At 31.2% G+C, this 19,190-nt stretch carries 12 protein-coding genes and 2 tRNA genes; 13 read left to right on the top strand and 1 reads right to left on the bottom strand.

Annotated elements, in window-relative coordinates:
* Nucleotides 1–146: 146 nt before the first annotated feature.
* From O5Y44_RS00055 to gloA2, 3 genes are all read left to right on the top strand, one after another.
* Entirely contained in the window at nucleotides 147–6,365 is a 6,219-nt protein-coding gene (locus O5Y44_RS00055) for a ZmpA/ZmpB/ZmpC family metallo-endopeptidase (protein WP_371465080.1), read from the top strand.
* A gap of 138 nt (nucleotides 6,366–6,503) precedes the next feature.
* Nucleotides 6,504–7,265, top strand: a complete 762-nt coding sequence (locus O5Y44_RS00060; RefSeq protein ID WP_371465081.1) for a copper homeostasis protein CutC — start codon at nucleotides 6,504–6,506, stop codon at nucleotides 7,263–7,265.
* Nucleotides 7,258–7,641 carry an SMU1112c/YaeR family gloxylase I-like metalloprotein gene (gene gloA2 / locus O5Y44_RS00065; protein ID WP_371465082.1) on the top strand — a complete coding sequence of 128 codons (384 nt, stop codon included), beginning with the start codon at nucleotides 7,258–7,260 and terminating at the stop codon, nucleotides 7,639–7,641. Before O5Y44_RS00060 ends, gloA2 begins: the two co-directional genes overlap by 8 nt.
* A 52-nt stretch (nucleotides 7,642–7,693) precedes the next feature.
* Here the strand turns inward: gloA2 and O5Y44_RS00070 are convergent, their stop codons facing one another.
* Nucleotides 7,694–8,686 carry an ornithine cyclodeaminase family protein gene (locus O5Y44_RS00070; RefSeq protein WP_371465083.1) on the bottom strand — a complete coding sequence of 331 codons (993 nt, stop codon included), beginning with the start codon at nucleotides 8,684–8,686 and terminating at the stop codon, nucleotides 7,694–7,696.
* A 292-nt stretch (nucleotides 8,687–8,978) separates the two neighbouring features.
* Between O5Y44_RS00070 and O5Y44_RS00075 the strand changes: the two genes are divergently transcribed.
* The 10 genes from O5Y44_RS00075 to pheT all read left to right on the top strand — a co-directional run bounded on the left by O5Y44_RS00075 (nucleotide 8,979) and on the right by pheT (nucleotide 19,187).
* Nucleotides 8,979–9,054 (top strand) — tRNA-His (locus O5Y44_RS00075).
* 20 nt (nucleotides 9,055–9,074) lie between these two features.
* Nucleotides 9,075–9,148 (top strand) — tRNA-Cys (locus O5Y44_RS00080).
* Between the two features lie 234 nt (nucleotides 9,149–9,382).
* The gene (locus O5Y44_RS00085; RefSeq protein WP_371465084.1) at nucleotides 9,383–10,270 is read left to right on the top strand and encodes a phosphate/phosphite/phosphonate ABC transporter substrate-binding protein; all 888 of its coding nucleotides are present in this window, start codon (nucleotides 9,383–9,385) and stop codon (nucleotides 10,268–10,270) included.
* Nucleotides 10,271–10,406: 136 nt separating this feature from the next.
* Entirely contained in the window at nucleotides 10,407–10,988 is a 582-nt protein-coding gene (gene ruvA / locus O5Y44_RS00090; RefSeq protein ID WP_371465086.1) for a Holliday junction branch migration protein RuvA, read from the top strand.
* Between the two features lie 19 nt (nucleotides 10,989–11,007).
* Complete coding sequence (ruvB, locus tag O5Y44_RS00095) at nucleotides 11,008–12,006, top strand: Holliday junction branch migration DNA helicase RuvB (protein ID WP_371465087.1); 999 nt, start codon at nucleotides 11,008–11,010, stop codon at nucleotides 12,004–12,006.
* Nucleotides 12,007–12,183: 177 nt separating this feature from the next.
* The gene (locus O5Y44_RS00100) at nucleotides 12,184–12,948 is read left to right on the top strand and encodes an epoxyqueuosine reductase QueH (RefSeq protein WP_204643292.1); all 765 of its coding nucleotides are present in this window, start codon (nucleotides 12,184–12,186) and stop codon (nucleotides 12,946–12,948) included.
* 335 nt (nucleotides 12,949–13,283) lie between these two features.
* Nucleotides 13,284–13,547, top strand: a complete 264-nt coding sequence (locus O5Y44_RS00105) for a phosphocarrier protein HPr (protein ID WP_003145399.1) — start codon at nucleotides 13,284–13,286, stop codon at nucleotides 13,545–13,547.
* 1 nt (nucleotide 13,548) lies between these two features.
* Nucleotides 13,549–15,261, top strand: a complete 1,713-nt coding sequence (gene ptsP / locus O5Y44_RS00110; RefSeq protein WP_371465088.1) for a phosphoenolpyruvate--protein phosphotransferase — start codon at nucleotides 13,549–13,551, stop codon at nucleotides 15,259–15,261.
* A 497-nt stretch (nucleotides 15,262–15,758) separates the two neighbouring features.
* Nucleotides 15,759–16,781, top strand: coding sequence for a phenylalanine--tRNA ligase subunit alpha (gene pheS, locus O5Y44_RS00115; protein ID WP_371465089.1), 1,023 nt, complete (start codon nucleotides 15,759–15,761; stop codon nucleotides 16,779–16,781).
* A gap of 12 nt (nucleotides 16,782–16,793) precedes the next feature.
* Nucleotides 16,794–19,187 carry a phenylalanine--tRNA ligase subunit beta gene (gene pheT, locus O5Y44_RS00120; RefSeq protein WP_371465090.1) on the top strand — a complete coding sequence of 798 codons (2,394 nt, stop codon included), beginning with the start codon at nucleotides 16,794–16,796 and terminating at the stop codon, nucleotides 19,185–19,187.
* Nucleotides 19,188–19,190: the final 3 nt, after the last annotated feature.

The raw sequence follows: 19,190 nt of genomic DNA on the forward strand, positions 1-19,190 counted from the left end.
AAATTTCATGAGAAAAAAAATACTCATGAATCTAGTGTAAACTTTATGTCTGTTTTCTTGCATTTAGTTTAGAAAAAGCTTACAATTAATGTATTAATTATAAACAAAATTAATCTTAGTATCATATATGAAAGAAGGATATAAAGTTGAGAAAATATTTAGGGGAAAAATATAGTAAGTTTTCGTTAAGAAAATTAACTGTTGGAGTTTGCTCGATGACGATAGGATCATTTTTCTTAGTGTCGACTGTTCAACCTGAAGATTATGTAGTGAAGGCTGCTGATAATGCAATTGTTCACTATAAATATGTAGGAGAAGACAATCTTACCGATAAAGAAAAGGAATTAATAAGAAAAGAAGTACCAAGCGTTGTAAATAGTACAGAAGAAACATATTACTTAGTATTTAAACCAACTAAAACAACACAACTAAATAAATTACCTAATACTGGTTTAAATTATGGAATAGGAAGTATACTTCTAGGCGGTATGCTTGGTCTAGTTGTAGTCGTTGTAGCAAAAGGTAAAAATAAATCACGTAAAATACTATCAATCCTTTTAGTAACGAGTCTAGGAGCAACTACTCTAGAATTACCCGTTAGAGCCATGGAGGACTTACAGTTATCAATCTACAACATGAATTATAGTTTAAAAGTTGGAGACAAGTTACCAAAAATTTCTGCAATTCCTGGATATAGTTTTGTTGGATTTATTAAAAATGAAGCTGAAACAAACAAAGCAAATGAAGAAGTTAAAGAAAATGCTTCTTCACAACAACAGAATATAAAACAACCAAAATTAAAAGAAAATACAAATACAAATGTACTAGATAAAAAACAGGAAAATAAAACAATACTAACTAATACTGACAAAAAAGAAAATAAAAAAGTATTAGAAAATAATAATAAAAAAGAAAACAAAAAAGTAATAGAGAATACAAATAAAAATGAGGATAGAAAAGTATTAGGGGTTAATACAGTGAATCCTCAAGATGAAGTTTTGGCTGGAAAGCTGACTAAACCTGAATTATTATATACTGATAAAATAGTAGAGACACCGATACAATATAATCAAGTTATAGAAAATAATAATCAGTTGCCTGAAGGAACAATAAGAGTAAAACGATATGGAAAAGTAGGTAAAAAGACTGAAGTTATAAGAGTATTTACTGTAGAAGGGAAAGAAGTTTCCAAAGAATTAATTTCTACTAATACAAAAGCACCAGTTTCAGTAATTATAGAAAAAGGAACGAAAAAGGCAGTTAGTACTATTACTCAAAAAGGTGAAAAATTAGTAAAACCTACTGTTGAAGTAAAACCTGAGTATAACGGGGTACAAGCCGGAGCGATAGTAGAACCAGCAAAAACAGAAACGCCAAAAGAGTACACAGGAGTGCAGGCCGGAGCGATAGTAGAACCAGCAAAAGCAGAAGCACCGAAAGAGTACACAGGAGTGCAGGCCGGAGCAATAGTTGAACCCGAAAAAGTAGAGCCACAATACGGTGGAGTTACTTCTGGAGCATTAGTTGAACCAGAGAAAGTAGAACCGCCAAAAGAATATACGGGGGCACAAGCTGGAGCGATAGTAGAACCTGAGAAAGCAGAAGTGCCGAAAGAGTACACAGGAGTGCAAGCCGGAGCAATAGTAGAACCAGCGAAAGCAGAAGCTCCAAAAGAGTATACGGGAGTGCAGGCCGGAGCGATAGTAGAACCCGAAAAAATCGAGCCACCAAAAGAATATACTGGGAAAATAGAGCCACTGAAAACAGAAGATCCAAAACCTACTGTAGAAAATAGCAATACAGCAGAAATAAATAATGTTCCAAAAAATGCCAGTGCACTACTTAGAATGAATTTTGTTAAAGGTAATCAAGCATTGTCTGGAACGGGATCAGCTACATTTATAGCGCCTAATGTATTGTTGACTGTAGCACATAATTTCATTAATAATTCTGCAGACAATAGTATGGGTGAATTTAGAGGAGACAAGGCTAAAAATACATATGAATGGCAAACGCCTGATGGACAAAAAGGTTCATTCACATCAGAGGACATTCACTTCTATAATCAAAAAGATTATCCAAAAGGATTTATCTATGATTTGGCTGTTATTACCTTACCTCAATCTACAAGAAGACAACATGCGAACTTAGTAGAAAATTACTCGAAAGTAAATGTTAATGATAAGTTAAATGTTTATGGTTATCCTAGAGGAGAGTACACTCACTTAAAAGATACAACTGTTGAAATGGAACAAAAATATGCAAATAATACTTATGGTGTTCAGTACCAAGGTGGAAAAGCTGGTATGAGTGGTGGAGGAATCTTTAACTCTAAAGGAGAAGTGGTCGGACTTCATCAAAATGGTGCTGAGAACCGTTCAGGTGGATTAATACTATCTCCGACACAATTAGATTGGATTAGAAGTATAATAAAAGGAAAAGAAATTACACCTAACTATGATGCTCTAGAGCGTCATAAAGATGAGAAAAAAGATGATATTAAAGAAGAAAAGCAAGTTGATAAAAAATTAGAACTTAGAAATATATCTTCTGTTGAACTTTATTCAAAAGAGGGTAGTAAGTATCGACATGTAACATCACTTAACGATGTACCAAGTGATTCGACGAAATACTTTATGAAAGTTAAGTCAGAAAATTTCAAAGATATTATTTTACCAGTTACTGAAATTTCTAATGCTGAAAAAGATGGAAAAGAAGTATATAAAATAGTAGCTCATGCAGAAAATTTAATTCAACATGAAAATAATAATGTATTAGAAAATTATACGTATTACTTACCTAAGGCAGTAAAAAGCGAAAAAGGAGTTTATACATCATTCAAAAATCTAGTAGATGCTATGAATAATGATCCACATGGTACATTTCGTTTAGGAGCTACTATGGATGCTCGTGAAGTTGAACTTTCAGAGGGTCAAGAAAGTTATGTTAATAAAGATTTTAGTGGTAAATTAATTGGTGTGAACAAAGATAAACATTACGCTATATATAACCTGAAAAAACCGTTATTTAATACTTTAAGTAATGCCACTATTCAAGATCTTTCAATAAAAGAAGCTAATGTTTCTTCTAAAGAAGATGCTGCTACAATAGCGAAACAAGCGAATAATGGTACTACAATTACTAATGTTCATTCATCTGGTGTTATAGCTGGTGAACGTGGAATTGGTGGATTGGTTTCAAAAGTAGATAACTCTAGAATTTCTAATAGCAGTTTTACAGGTAGAATAACTAACACGTATGATACAACTGCAGGGTATGAAATTGGTGGTTTAGCAGGTAAACTTTCTGGTTCGCTTGCTTCTATAGAGAAATCAATAGCATCGATTGATATAGCATCTAATGCAAAATCAGGAGATCAAATTGTTGGTGGTATAGCCGGAGTTGTTGAGAAAAGTGCGACAATTAAGTATAGCTATGTTGAAGGAAATGTTAACAATGTGCAACACTTTGGAAAAGTTGGGGGAGTTGCTGGTAATCTTTGGGATAGAGATTCACAAGATGTAAGTAACTCAGGTAAACTATCAAATGTTTTAAGTGATGTTAACGTAACAAATGGTAATGCTATATCTGGTGATAATTTTGATAATATGAAAGAAGATTATGCTTATAGTAGTAAAGGTAATAAAGTAGTAAATGTAGTTCAAGTGGATGATGAACTTGTGACTAAAGATTCAGATGTACAAAGAGGTACGGTATTAGATGCTGATAAAGTAAAAGAGAAAAAAGCAGAATTGGTTACTAAACACAGCACTAAAGTAGAAGATTTTGATTTTACTTCAAGATACACTACTAATTACAATGAAGTAGCAGGTTATCAACAGTCGAGAGAACAAGTGTATAAAAATATTGAAAAATTACTTCCTTTCTATAACAGAGAAACAATAGTTAAGTATGGTAATTTAGTAGGGGGTAACAGTGATTTATTTACTAAAAAACTTTTATCAGTTGTTCCTATGAAAAATAATGAAGTAATAACTGATATTAATAAAAATAAACGTGAAATCAATAAATTATTGTTACATTTTGAAGGTAATAAATCACAAGTATTAAATATTACATATAAAGAGGATTTCTCTAAAGTTGCTGAGTATAATATAGAGGGTCAAGGATTATTATATACTCCTAATATGCTATTGCATGACTATAGTAATATTGTAAATAATGTTTTAACTGACTTGAATTCTGTACAATATGACTCTAATGCAGTTAAGAAAATATTAGATATCTCAGATAAAGTTAAAAATACGGAATTATACTTAGACGAGCAATTTGTTAAAACAAAAGCAAATATAAAAGATACTTTATCAAAACTTCTTTCTGCAGATGCCGCAGTAGCTGAAAATAACAATAAGATAATAGATAATTATGTAATTGAGAAAATTAAGAATAATAAGGAAGCGTTACTTTTAGGTTTAACATATCTAGAACGTTGGTATAATTTTAAATACGATAATGCAAGTGCAAAAGATTTAGTATTATATCATCTAGACTTCTTTGGTAAATCTAATAGTTCTGCATTAGATAATGTTATTGATTTAGGTAAATCTGGATTTAACAATTTATTAGCTAAAAATAATGTTATTACATATAATGTATTATTATCGAAAAATTATGGAACTGAAAGTTTATTTAAAGCATTAGAAGGTTATAGAAAAGTGTTCTTACCAAATGTTTCTAATAACGACTGGTTCAAAAAACAATCAAAAGCTTATATAGTAGAAGAAAAATCTAATATTAAGGAAGTAAGAGAAAAACAATCAGAACAAGGAACTGAGTATTCTATTGGGGTATATGATAGATTAACAAGTCCATCTTGGAAATATCAAAGTATGGTCTTACCGTTATTAACTTTACCAGAAGAAAAAATGGTGTTCATGATAGCGAATATTTCGACTATAGGTTTTGGTGCTTATGATAGATATAGAAGTCCTGAATATCCTAAGGGAGATAAATTAACTAAATTTGTAGAAGAAAATGCAAAAGAAGCGGCTAAACGATTTAGGGATCACTATGATTATTGGTACAAAATATTAGATCCGAAAGATAAAGATAAATTGTTTAGAAGTATTTTGGTATATGACTCTTTCAGATTTGGAAATGATAATAATAATGACGTTAGCCAAGCAGATTTCTCTACTAATCATCCTGCAATTAAACATTTCTTTGGACCAGCAGGTAATAATGTAGTTCATAATGCTAATGGTGCTTATGCAACAGGCGATGCATTCTATTATATGGCTTATCGTATGCTTGATAAGGCTGGTGCAGTAACATATACTCATGAAATGACGCATAACTCAGATAGAGAAATTTATCTTGGAGGATATGGAAGAAGAAGTGGATTAGGACCTGAGTTTTATGCAAAAGGATTACTTCAAGCTCCTGATCATCCAGATGATGCAACAATCACGATAAATTCTGTACTAAAATATGATGAAGCGGAAAATGCTAATAGACTACAAGTGAAAGATCCAACTCAACGATTCAATAGTGCAGAAGACTTGCGTAAATATATGCATAACTTATTTGATTTAGTTTATACACTTGAGAAATTAGAAGGAGAAGCAGTAGTTAATTTAGGTCCTAATGAGAAAGGTGATCTATTAAGGAAAATAGAGAATGAGTATAAACCTGATCCTGATGGAAATAATGTTTATGCAACAAATGTAGTCCGTAGATTAAAACATGATGAGCTTAATAAATTAACTTCTTTCAATAGTTTAATAGATAATGATATAATCACAAGAAGAGGGTATATTGATGAAGGTGAGTATAAACGAAATGGATACTATACAATCAATCTTTTCTCGCCAATATATTCTGCCTTAAGTAATGATAAAGGGACTCCGGGTGATTTAATGGGTCGTCGTATGGCGTTTGAACTATTAGCTGCAAAAGGATATAAAGAAGGTATGGTACCTTATATTTCTAACCAATATGAAAATGAAGCAAAAGCTAATGGAAGCAAAATTAATTCATACGGTAAGGAAGTAGGATTGGTAACTGATAAATTAGTGCTTAATAAGATATTTAATAACCAGTATTCATCTTGGGCTGATTTCAAAAAAGAAATGTATAAAGAACGAGAAAATAAATTCAATAAATTAACAAATATTAGCTTTATAAATCCTAATAATTGGGTACGTCAAGAGACGGTAACTATTGATAATATTAGTAAGTTAAGAAGTATAATATACGAAGCGGTTCAAAAAGATGCTGAAGATGATGTGGCAAAATTATACCCTGACACAAATAGTAGAGTTCTTAAACTAAAACGAGCAATCTTTAAAGCGTATCTTGATAAAACGAAAGATTTTAGAACTTCAATTTTTGGTGAAGAATAACATAGAGTATAATACGTTTAACAATAAGGATATGAGATTTTATGTCTCGTATCCTTATTTATATATAAAGAATAAATTTCTATTGTTATTTTGAATTATGTTATAATAGAACTAAAGTAATAAAAGGAGATTTCAATTATGATAAAAGTTGAAGTATGTGCAAATAGTGTTCAAGATTGTTTAATTGCTCAGAGTGAAGGTGCAGATAGAATAGAATTAATAAGTGCAAGTTACCTGGGTGGGTTAACTCCTACTACTACAGTTTTGGATATGGTACTAGAAAGTGGAGTAGAAATTCCTATAATGGCGATGGTGAGACCAAGGGGAGGAGGCTTTTGCTATTCTAGGTTAGAAAAAGAACAAATGTTTAGGGAAGCAAGAGAACTTTTAAAACATGGTGCAAATGGAATAGTGTTTGGGTTCCTTACTGAAGATAGGAAGATTGATTGGATTGAAACTGAGAAAATGATAGAGCTTTGTGATAGTTTTGGAGCAGAGAGTATCTTTCACAGAGCGTTTGACTGTTCAGATGAACCAGAGTATAACCTACAGCGTTTAATAGGTCTTGGTTGTACTAGAGTTTTAACAAGTGGACTAGGAGCGAATGTTAATAGGGGTGCTAAGTTGTTAAAATATCTTCAAGAAAAATTTGGCCAACATATAGAAATACTTGCAGGTGCTGGTATTTCAACGGACAATATCGAAAAAATTATTACTAAAACAGGGGTTACACAGGTGCATGGAGCATTTAAAAAGTATGGAGTAGACGTAACGACAACTGCTGACGATGTAACTTATAGATACACAGAAAAAGGGGATTTTGAAGAAGTTGATCCTGTACAATTAGCAAAAGCGATAGAAATAGTTAGAAATATAAATAAGGAAGAGATTAATGTTTAGTAATGTTCATCATATAGCGATTATTGGAACTAATTATCAAAAAACTAGAGAGTTTTATGTGGAGAAATTAGGATTTAAAGTAATAAGTGAGTATAATAGAAAAAATAAAAATGATATTATCATAAATGTACAACAGGGTGATTTGGTATTAGAAATTTTTATAAAAGAAGATGCACCAATTAGACCGAAAATGCCAAATCCAGAACATACAGGATTAAGACATTTGGCGTTTAAGGTAGATAATGTCGAGGAAATACTAGAAAAATTTGATGAACTTGGTATTGTTCATGAATCGTTAAGATACGATGATTTTGATAATAAAAAGATGGCATTTTTCTTTGATCCAGACGGGTTACCTTTAGAAATACACGAATAATAAAACTGAACTCCAAACCCTCTATGGGGAAGGAGTTTAATTTTATATCATTTTATATATCAATTTTTGTTCCAATATTATATTTTATTGCTTCTTTTATTATATAATCAGCACATGCTATGTCAAAAACGGCACTCCCAACTGATTTGAAGATTGTAATTTCATCTTTACTAGTTCGGCCTTCAATAGAATTCAAAACTAGTTCTCCAAGTTCTCCTTTGAAATCTTCGTGAGAAATTAGTTCGTTTTCTAGAGGCTGAAGTATGTCACCAGCTTCACTAAGAACGCCGTCTTTTGTATCGAAGTAAATTTTATTGTTAGAATTTATTATTTCAGAAGGAAGTTCAACCATATCGTAAGTAAATGATCCTATTCCGTTAATATGAACTCCTTGTTTTAAGTATTTAGCAGTGAAGGTTGGTGTTGTAGAAGTTGTTACTGTGGTAATTATATCTGAATCAATTGTTGCATCATTAACATTTTCGTAAGCGATAATAACTGTATCGAAATTGTTCAGTTCTTCCTTTAGTTTTTCTACAAACTTTTTAGTTTTATCAAAATTTCTGGCAACAACTCTGAGTTCTGATAGATTTCTAACTGTTAGTAAAGCTCGAGCTTGTTCAAAAGCTTGACCACCAGTTCCTATTAATGTTGCGATTTTGCTATCTTTATTGGATAATAAATCAGTAGCAGCACCTTGTAAAGCAGCAGTTCGTAAAGCTGTTAAATAAGTTCCGTCTATTATTCCATTTACTATACCTGTCTTTTCGTCTAAAGTAATCATAGTAGAAGGAACAGAAGGCAAGCTTATTAAAGAATTATCAGGATAAACCGATACTATTTTTATTCCAATGTTATCTGATTCAGAAGATATTTTTCCTGGCATAAAAAGTACTTGTCCATTATTTCTTTCAGATATAATAGGAGTTCTCAGAGGAATATCTGTTTTATTTAGACTATAATTTTTAGCGGCTTCTTTACAAATTTCAATGGCTTTTTCCATAGTGATGCATTTCTGAATATTTTCTCTATTTAAAATTATCATAATTGTATTCTCCCAGTATGTTTGTTTATATTTTAATTATATCATGATGAGAGAAGTATAGTAAGTGATAAATAAAATATAAGATTAATATGGTATAGTAAAAAAAAGAATTAGTCTATATATAAAAACTAAAAATTAATATACATATGGTAAATCTTCAATTGTATTTAAATATATTATTAATTAAGATTATTATTTAAAATATGTTTTGAATTGAATTATAAAAAATATCTTAAAAAGTTCTTGACATAATTTAATGGAAAATGTATAATAAATATTGTTGTTAAATATGGCGGCTGTGGCGAAGTGGTTAACGCATCGGATTGTGGTTCCGACATTCGGGGGTTCGATTCCCCTCAGCCGCCCCATTAAAAATTAAATACAATAAGGCGGCTTAGCCAAGTGGTAAGGCACGGGTCTGCAAAACCTTGATCACCGGTTCAAATCCGGTAGCCGCCTCCAATTTTAATCATCTTTTAAAGGTGTTTTTTTTATGCCTAAATTACGGTTTTTATTATATCCTTTATTATAGATTATTCAAATATTTGAAAATTTATTAGTAATTACCGAACGTTTTTTCTTTAAGTAGCAAAATTTCTGTTGAATTTTGCTGTTATTTCAATTTAAGGTAGATATATTGATTTTTTTGTGATAAAATTATATCAAATTAATAAAATGTACCGAGGAGGAAATAATATGAAGAAAATATTATTGGCGTTATTTAGTTTTATTTTTGTCTTCTCTATCGTAGGATGTTCTACTAAAACTGAGACGAAAAAGGAAGAGAAAGTTATTAAGATGGGATTTGTTCCTCTAAAAAATAGTGAGAAGTTAGTAGAAGATCTTAAGCCAATTTCTGATTATCTATCTGAAAGATTAGGAGTAAAAGTAGAAGCTTTTACTGCAAGTAATTATATAGGGGTAGTTGAAGGTTTAGGTAGTGGAAGTGTTGATTTTGGTATCATCCCTCCGTTTTCATCTTTACTTGCTCAAAAACAAAGTAATGCAAAACCGATTTTAACATCTAAAGGGAAAACAGGGAAACCTGGTTATACTGCTGAACTATATGTAAGAAAAGACTCAGGTATTAAATCTCTTCAAGATGTTAAAGGTAAAAAAGTAGCATTTGTTGATCCTTCATCTTCATCAGGATATATCTATCCGGGTGCTATGTTAGTAAATGCTGGTCTTAACTTAGATAAGGATATTAGTTATCAATTCAGTGGTGGACATGATAAGAGCTTACAACTTCTTCTTAACAAGGATGTTGATGTAATCGCAACATTTGATGGAGTTGAAGATAGATATGCTAAAGACTTCCCTCAAGCTAAAACTGATATTCAAAAATTAGCAACAAGTGATATGATTCCAGGTATTATGGTTACGACTTCTAGTAAGATGGATAAAGAGCTTCAAGAAAAATTAGAGAAGGCTCTTAGAGATATTGAAAAAGATCCAAAAATGAAAGAAATGTTCACTAAGATGTTCAGTATCACAGGATTTACTGATGTGGATCAAGATGCATATAAAAAAGTTGAATCTACAGCAAAAGTTATGAATGTAGATTTAGATAAAGTAAAATAATAGATAGAATAAACTTGGTACTACTAGTGCCAAGTTTTCTTTTAATTAAAGATATAAACCCTTCAATTAAATAAAACACTTGAGATTTTTTTCGTTTAATTTTATAATTAAATAATCAATCAGGAGTGTGAATGTAATGTACGCGTATATTAAAGGTAAAATTTCGGAAGTAAATCCGACTAATATAGTGGTAGATAACAATGGGATAGGCTATGAAGTTGTAGTAGCTAATCCATATGAATATCACTTGAATGAAGAAAGAACTGTATTTATTAGCCAACAAGTAAGAGAAGATTCAAATGTTCTTTATGGTTTTTCAAATAAAGAACAAAAGAAAGTCTTTTTACTTCTATTAAAAGTCAAAGGTGTAGGACCGAAAAGTGCTTTAGCTATTTTAGCTGGGGGTACTAGTGAAGAAATTATTGGAGCTATTGAAAATCAAGATGCTGTTTATTTAACTAAGTTTCCTGGAATTGGGAAAAAATCAGCTCAGCAAATTATTCTTGATTTGCAAGGTAAGGTTGATTTTAGTATAACGAATATAAGCAGTGCACCAAAGGCTGTTAATAATTATCTAAGTGATGCAATCCTTGCTCTAGAAGCACTAGGATATAGTAAAAAAGAACTTACAAAAATTGAGAAGAAACTTTCTACTCATCAGTTTGACGGTGTAGATGAATATGTAAAACAAGGATTAAAACTATTGATAAATGCATAGTAGATGAAAGGAGGAAATTATGGAAGATAGAATGGTATCAGCTAGTCAAAACTTTGGTGAAGAACGTGAAGAACAGTCTTTAAGGCCAAAATTTTTAAGTCAGTACATAGGGCAAGAACAAATTAAGAGTAATTTGAAAATATTTATAGAAGCTGCAAAATTACGTGGTGAGGTGCTAGACCATTGTTTATTATATGGACCTCCAGGATTAGGGAAAACAACACTTGCGACAATTATTGCAAATGAAATGGAAGTAGGTATTAAGTATACTTCTGGACCTGCAATAGAAAAATCTGGAGATTTAGCAGCGATTTTAACTAGTTTAGAACCAGGCGATGTTCTCTTTATTGATGAAATACATCGAATTAGTAGATCAATTGAGGAAATATTATATTCAGCTATGGAAGATTTTTATCTTGATATTGTAATAGGAAAAGGTGAAGAATCACGAAGTATTAGAATTGAGCTTCCTCCTTTTACGTTAGTGGGAGCGACAACTAGGGCTGGGGCTTTAACAGCACCTCTTAGGGATAGATTCGGAGTGCATTGTCGTTTAGAGTTCTATACTATTAGTGAACTTCAAAATATCATAGAACGAACTTCAGATATTTTTGAATGTGTTATTGATGAAGAGAGTTCTTACGAAATTGCTATGAGATCTCGTGGTACACCGCGTATAGCCAATAGATTATTAAAACGTGTTAGGGATTTTGCACAAGTTAAGAATGATGGTGTAATAGCAAAAGATTTAGCGATAGAATCATTAGATTTGCTTCAAGTTGATGCTAAAGGACTTGATAATATTGATTATAAAATTTTAGAATGTCTAATTAAACGATATGATGGTCGTGCTGTTGGATTAGAGACTATCGCTGTAACAATAGGAGAAGAAAGTATAACTATTGAAGATGTATATGAACCTTATCTAGTAAAGGAAGGGTTCATTGAGCGTACTCCAAGAGGACGTCGTGCAACACCTAAAGCATACCAACATTTAGGGATAAATTATAAAGGTTAATAATAATAAAACATGGATGTAAATTGCTATGAGCTCAAAAGTATAAGTAATTAATATCCGTGTTTTTAATTTATTGATAATGCTTTTTAATTAGTAATGATATTAATTGTAAAAAATTAAAAAGTATATTAAACTTGTTTAGTAAAATATTAGAAATATTAGAAGGATTGAATTCGTATGATCGATAGTAAACAATTTATAAACACAAGACATAAAAATCAAAAAATAAATTATGATAATGTCTTAAAGGAATTAATAAAAGAGTGGGAAAAAACAAATTTTAGACCGAAGATTCTTATTCACTCTTGTTGTGCACCTTGTAGTACTTATGTACTTGAGTATTTATCAGAGATAAGTGACATAACTATATTTTTCTCAAATTCAAATATTCATCCGAAAGAAGAATATATTAAACGTATGCTTGTACAAAAAGATTTTGTTGAAGAGTTTAATAAAAGAAATGATAAGAAAATTAAATTCTTAGCTGATGAGTATGCACCAAGTAAATTTATTAGTGCAGTAAAAGGACATGAAGAAGATAGAGAAGGTGGAGATAGATGTCATATTTGTTATGAAATGCGTTTAGATTCATCTGCTCAAAAAGCAGAGGAGTTAGGATATGATTATTTCGCATCTGCATTAACTCTAAGTCCTAAGAAAAATGCAACTGTAATTAATGAAGCTGGATATGTTCTTCAGGAGCAAGTGTCAATTTATTATTTACCTTCAGATTTTAAAAAGAATAATGGATATAAGAGATCTGTAGAAATGTGTAATGATTATAATATTTATAGACAATGTTATTGCGGATGCGTCTTTGCAGCAAAAGATCAAGGGATTGATTTTAAAGAAGTAAATAAAAATGCTCGTGAGTTTAATAGAAATCATGAAGATTATGAAAAATTTAAATCAATTATTAAGCTTGGTGGAGAATTAGTATAATAAATTTGTTATATAGTTTACAATATAAAAATAAATATATAATGATTTTAAATTATTTCAGCATAATATAATATAAAAAAGTATCGTTACTTCTCTTGTAATTGATACTTTTTTAGTATATTTGACTATTTTTTTGATTTTAATATTGAAAATCAGTTTTCATATTTTTTCATTAGTTTCAATGCGATTGCTTATTATAGGAAAAGAAATGGTTTTCTTTGTTATAGAATACATATGATATTTAAAGGTGAATGAGTACAAAACACTTGTAAATATTGCTTTCATATGGTATTATTTGAATGTAAATATTTTTTTAAATAAAAGGAGACATAACTATGTTACAAAAAGAATTTAAAGTAATCGACGAAACAGGAATCCACGCTAGACCAGCTACTTTATTAGTACAAGCTGCTTCTAAATTCCAATCAAACATCGAATTAGAATTCAACGGACGTAAAGTTAACTTAAAATCAATCATGGGTGTTATGAGTCTTGGAGTTGGAAAAGACGCTGATATCGTAATCTACGCTGACGGAGCTGACGAAGCAGAAGCATTAGCAGCTTTAGAAGAAACAATGAAGAAAGAAGGATTAGCATAAAATGTTACAACTAAAAGGTATTGCAGCTTCTCAAGGGATATCTTTTGCTAAAGCATACATTTTTGTTGAGCCTGATTTAACAGTTAAAGAAGTTAAAGTTCAAGACGTTGATACTGAAGTTAAACGTTTTGAAGATGCAATTGAAATTTCTAAAAAAGAATTAACTATTATTAAAGATAAAGCTCACGAGAATCTAGGTGCTGATAAAGCGGCGATTTTTGAAGCTCACTTATTAATTTTAGAAGACCCAGAATTCATGGGAACTGTTAAAACTGATATTCAATCAAAAGAAATTAATGCTGAATACGCATTAAAAGAAACTTCAGACATGTTTGTTTCTATGTTTGAAGCAATGGATAATGACTACATGAAAGAACGTGCAGCTGATATTCGTGACGTTTCAAAACGTATTTTAGCTCACTTACTAGGTGTAGATTTACCAAACCCAAGTTTAATTGATGAAGAAGTAATCGTTATTGCTGAAGACTTAACTCCATCTGATACTGCACAACTTAACAAAAAATTTGTTAAAGGATTTGCAACTAACATCGGTGGACGTACTTCTCACTCAGCTATCATGGCTAGATCATTAGAAATTCCTGCAGTAGTAGGAACTAGTACAATTACTGAAGAAGTTAAAAATGGAGATATCTTAATTCTTGACGGATTAGAAGGTGTTGTATATGTAAACCCAGATGAAGCTACTACAGCTGAATTAAAAGAAAAACACGCTAAATTTGAAGCTCAAAAAGCTGAATGGGCTAAATTAGTAACAGAGAAATCTGTAACTAAAGATGGACATGAAGTTCTTTTAGCTGCAAACATTGGTACACCTGCTGACTTAGAAGGTGTAAACAACAATGGTGGGGAAGCTGTTGGTTTATATCGTACAGAGTTCCTATACATGGGACGTGATCAACTACCTACTGAAGATGAACAATTTGAAGCTTACAAAGCTGTATTAGAAGGAATGGGTGATAAACCTGTTGTTGTTCGTACTTTAGATATCGGTGGAGATAAAGAATTACCATACTTAGATTTACCAAAAGAAATGAACCCATTCTTAGGGTTTAGAGCTATCCGTCTTTGTCTAGAAGAAAAAGACTTATTCAGAACTCAACTTAGAGCATTATTACGTGCTTCTGTTTACGGTAAACTTTGTGTAATGTTCCCAATGATCGCTACAGTTCAAGAATTTAGAGCTGCTAAAGCTTTATTCTTAGAAGAAAAAGAAAAATTAGTAGCTGAAGGTGTTGCAGTAAGTAACGATATCGAATTAGGTATCATGGTTGAGATTCCATCAACTGCTGTTATTGCTGATATTTTCGCTAAAGAAGTTGACTTCTTCTCAATTGGTACTAACGACTTAGTTCAATATACTATGGCTGCAGACCGTATGAGTGAAAAAGTTTCATACTTATACCAACCATATAACCCAGCAATCTTACGTCTTGTGAAAAATGTTATTGAAGCATCTCACAAAGAAGGTAAATGGACTGGAATGTGTGGGGAAATGGCAGGAGATAGCTTAGCTATTCCATTACTATTAGGTATGGGATTAGATGAATTCTCAATGTCAGCTACTTCAATTCTTCAAGCGCGTAGCCAAATCAAAAACTTATCATTAGAAAAAATGAAAGAGTTAGTTGATAAAGCTATTATGTGTTCAACAACTGAAGAAGTATTAGCATTAGTAGAAGAATATACAAAATAATGTAATTTAAGAAAGGTTTTTGGTTATACCAAGAACCTTTTTATATTTTAATAACATGTAAACAATAATTAATTTTAAATAATTAAAGTTTAGATTTTTAATGATTTGTATTTTTAAAATTATAGATTTTTCAATGAAAATGCTTATATTTCTTGACATTGAAGTGTTTTTATATTATCATTTTAAATATAAAATTTTTCAAAAACGATGATTAAGACGGTATATTGGATGTTTTTTAACAGGGAGCAACTACGTGACTGAAAGAGTTGTACTAACTGAGAATATATTTTCAGCTTATGAGTAATTGTATAAGTAGATTATGAGTACAATCGGTTGGTACCCGTTAAAAACCATATTAAGGAAGCAAATTGCTTTAAAATGCGGGTGGTACCACGATATATTCGTCCCTTGAGACTTAGTCTTGAGGGGCTTTTTATTTTGGATAAATAATAGAACTTATACCAATGTCTTTATATTAAATTTTTAAGGAGGAACTTATGACTTTAGAGAATATAAGAAAAGAATATTTAGAATTAGTTAAAACAATTAAAGATGAAAAAGAACTTTATGACCTAAGAGTTAAATTTTTAGGGAAAAAAGGTGCATTAACAGAAGTTATGAAAGGTGCACGTGATTTATCACCAGAAGAAAGACCAACTTTTGGGAAACTTGTTAATGAAGTGAAAACGTTCATTAATGATAGCTTAGAAGCAAAAAAAGCTGAACTAGCTAAAGTAGCATTAGAGTTAAAATTAGCTAGCGAAGAGATTGATGTGACTCTTCCTAGTAAAAAAGTACAACTAGGTGGATTAAATCCGTTAAACAAAATTATTGAAGAAATTGAAGAAATCTTTATTTCAATGGGATATTCTGTTGCAGAAGGACCAGAGGTTGAAACTGACAAGTTTAACTTTGAAATGTTAAACTTACCAAAAGATCACCCAGCTCGTGATATGCAAGATTCATTCTATATTACAAATGAGCTGTTAATGAGAACACAAACTTCACCTGTTCAAGCTCGTGAAATGTTAAAAGCTAATGGTGAAGGACCAATCAAGATTATTTGCCCTGGTAAAGTATTCCGTCGTGACAATGATGATGCTACTCACTCTCATCAGTTTACACAAATTGAAGGATTAGTAGTTGATAAAAATATTACATTTAGTGATTTAAAAGGGACTCTAGAACACTTTATCAAAGCTGTATTCGGGGAAAACAAAAAAATCCGTCTACGTCCAAGTTTCTTCCCATTTACTGAACCATCTGTAGAGGTTGATGTATCTTGGGGTAATGAGGATGATGAAGAAAACATTAAATGGTTAGAAATTTTAGGAGCAGGTATGGTTCACCCTAATGTTCTAAAAATGGCTGGTTTTGATCCAGAAGTTTATACTGGATTTGCTTTTGGTATGGGACCAGAACGTGTTGCGATGTTAAAATATGGTATTAGCGATATTAGAAGTTTCTACACAAATGATGTAAGATTCTTACAACAATTCAATAGTGATAGAAACGATTAATAGGAGGTAGTAATGTTAGTAAGTTATAATTGGTTAAAACAATATACAAATGTTGAAGATAATGCTAATGAATTAGCTGAAAAAATCACTCGTGGTGGTATTGAAGTAGAAGGTGTTGAGTATTTAGCAGAAGAAATTTCTGGCGTAGTAGTTGGTTATGTTGAGTCTAAAGAAAAACATCCAGATGCTGAAAAATTAAATGTATGTCAAGTAAACGTTGGTGAAGAAGAAAACTTACAAATTGTTTGTGGTGCGCCAAATGTTGATGCTGGACAATATGTAATTGTTGCTAAAGTTGGAGCAAAATTACCAGGAATTAAAATTAAAAAAGCTAAACTTCGTGGTGTAGAATCACAAGGTATGATTTGTTCATTAGGTGAATTAGGACTAAGTAAGAGTGTAGTACCTAAAAATTATCAAGAAGGTATCTACGTTTTTGAAACTGAACAAGAGCTTGGTTCTGATGTTGTTGAATTGTTAGGATTAAATGATTACATCTTAGATCTTTCAATTACTCCAAACAGAGCTGATGCACTTAGTATGCGTGGTCTTACTTATGAATTAGGTGCTTTATATAATAATAAAGTTGATTTTAAAGATGTTGAAAAAGAAGAAAACTATGAAGCAACTTCATTACAAGTTGCTATTGAAAGTGATTCTTGTAGAAACTATGTAGGTCAAGTTGTTAAAAATGTAGAAGTTAAAGATTCTCCATTATGGTTACAAACAAGACTTATGAATTCTGGAATCCGTCCAATTAATAATATTGTGGATATTACAAACTACGTACTTTTAGAGTTTGGTCAACCAATGCATGCTTTTGATAAAGATTTAGTAGGAGATAAAATTGTAGTTCGTGATGCTAAAGAAGGTGAAGTTCTTGAAACTCTTGATGGAGAAGAAAGAAAATTACAAACAACTGATTTAGTAATTACTGATGGAACTCGTGCGATTGCTCTTGGTGGAGTAATGGGTGGTAAAAATTCAGAAGTAAGTGAAAAGACTAAAAATATTATTTTAGAATCTGCGTATTTCAATCCTACATCAGTACGTCGTACTTCTGCAGCACACGGATTAAGAAGTGATTCTTCTGCAAGATTCGAAAAAGGAATTGATCCTAATATGCAAAAAGCAGCCCTTGCTCGTGCAGTAGAATTAATTTTAGAGTTATGTCCAAATGCTGTAGTTGAAAGTTCTGTTGGGGTAGTAAATAAAGAAGAAGAGAAAGTTGTAGAAATTTCAACTTCTTATATAAATAACTATCTGGGAATTACATTATCAACTGAAGAATTAGTAGCAATTCTTGAAGGATTGAGCTTTACAGTAGAAGTAACAGGAGAAAACTTAGTTGTTAAAGTACCGACAAGAAGACCTGATATCTCTATTAAACAAGATTTAGTAGAAGAAGTTATTAGAATTTACGGATACGATAATTTAGCATCAACATTACCGAAATTCTCTAAAACTACTAAAGGTGGATTAACTTATTCTCAAAGAATGGTGCGTGATCTACGAGGGCTATATGCTAGCTTAGGATTTAATGATACTATCAACTATTCATTAGTATCTGAAGAAGAAGCTACTCAGTATACTTTAGAAGATCACAATAAAGTTAGGTTATTAATGCCTATGACTGAAACTCACTCGACATTACGTCAAAGTTTAATTCCAGGATTATTAAATACAGTTCAATACAACGTAGCTAGAAAACAAAAAGACCTTAAATTATTAGAAATTGGTCGCGTATTTTTCGGAAGTGGTGATGACAATATTCAACCTAAAGAAACATTATATTTAAGTGCTGCGTTAACTGGGGAAGAAAGAGTAACTAAATGGCTTAAAGAAAGCAGTACTCTAGATTTCTTCGCAGCTAAAGGATACCTAGAAGTTGTATTTGAACGTTTAGGATTAGAAGAAAAAGTTACATACAAAAAATCTACTCTTGAAGGAATGCACCCAGGTCGTTTTGCTGAAGTATACTTAGGAGAAAAACGTATTGGTTTCATTGGAGAGGTTCATCCACAAGTTGCTGATAAACTTGGTCTAAATACTACTTATGTATTTGAAATTAATTTAGATGAGGTAATTTCAGAAAGTAAAGTTAAACCTAAATACGAAGAAGTAACGAAATATCCTGAAATTACACGTGATATAGCTATGTTAGTTGATGTTAAAGATGAATATCAAAATATTTATAATGTAATTGAATCAGTTAATAGTAAATTAATTACGAATGTAGAATTATTTGATTTATATGCTGGTGCTGAATTATTGGCTGGTAAAAAATCATTGGCCCTAACTATTACTTATAGCGATAAACAAAAAACTTTAACAGATGAAGAAGTGACAGCGGTTCATGAAAAAGTACTAGCTGCACTTACAGTGTACGGAGCAATTATTAGGTAGGTA

The sequence above is a fragment of the Gemella sp. 27098_8_155 genome (genome assembly GCF_041433725.1).
GTDB classification, from domain to species: Bacteria; Bacillota; Bacilli; order Staphylococcales; family Gemellaceae; genus Gemella; species Gemella haemolysans_D.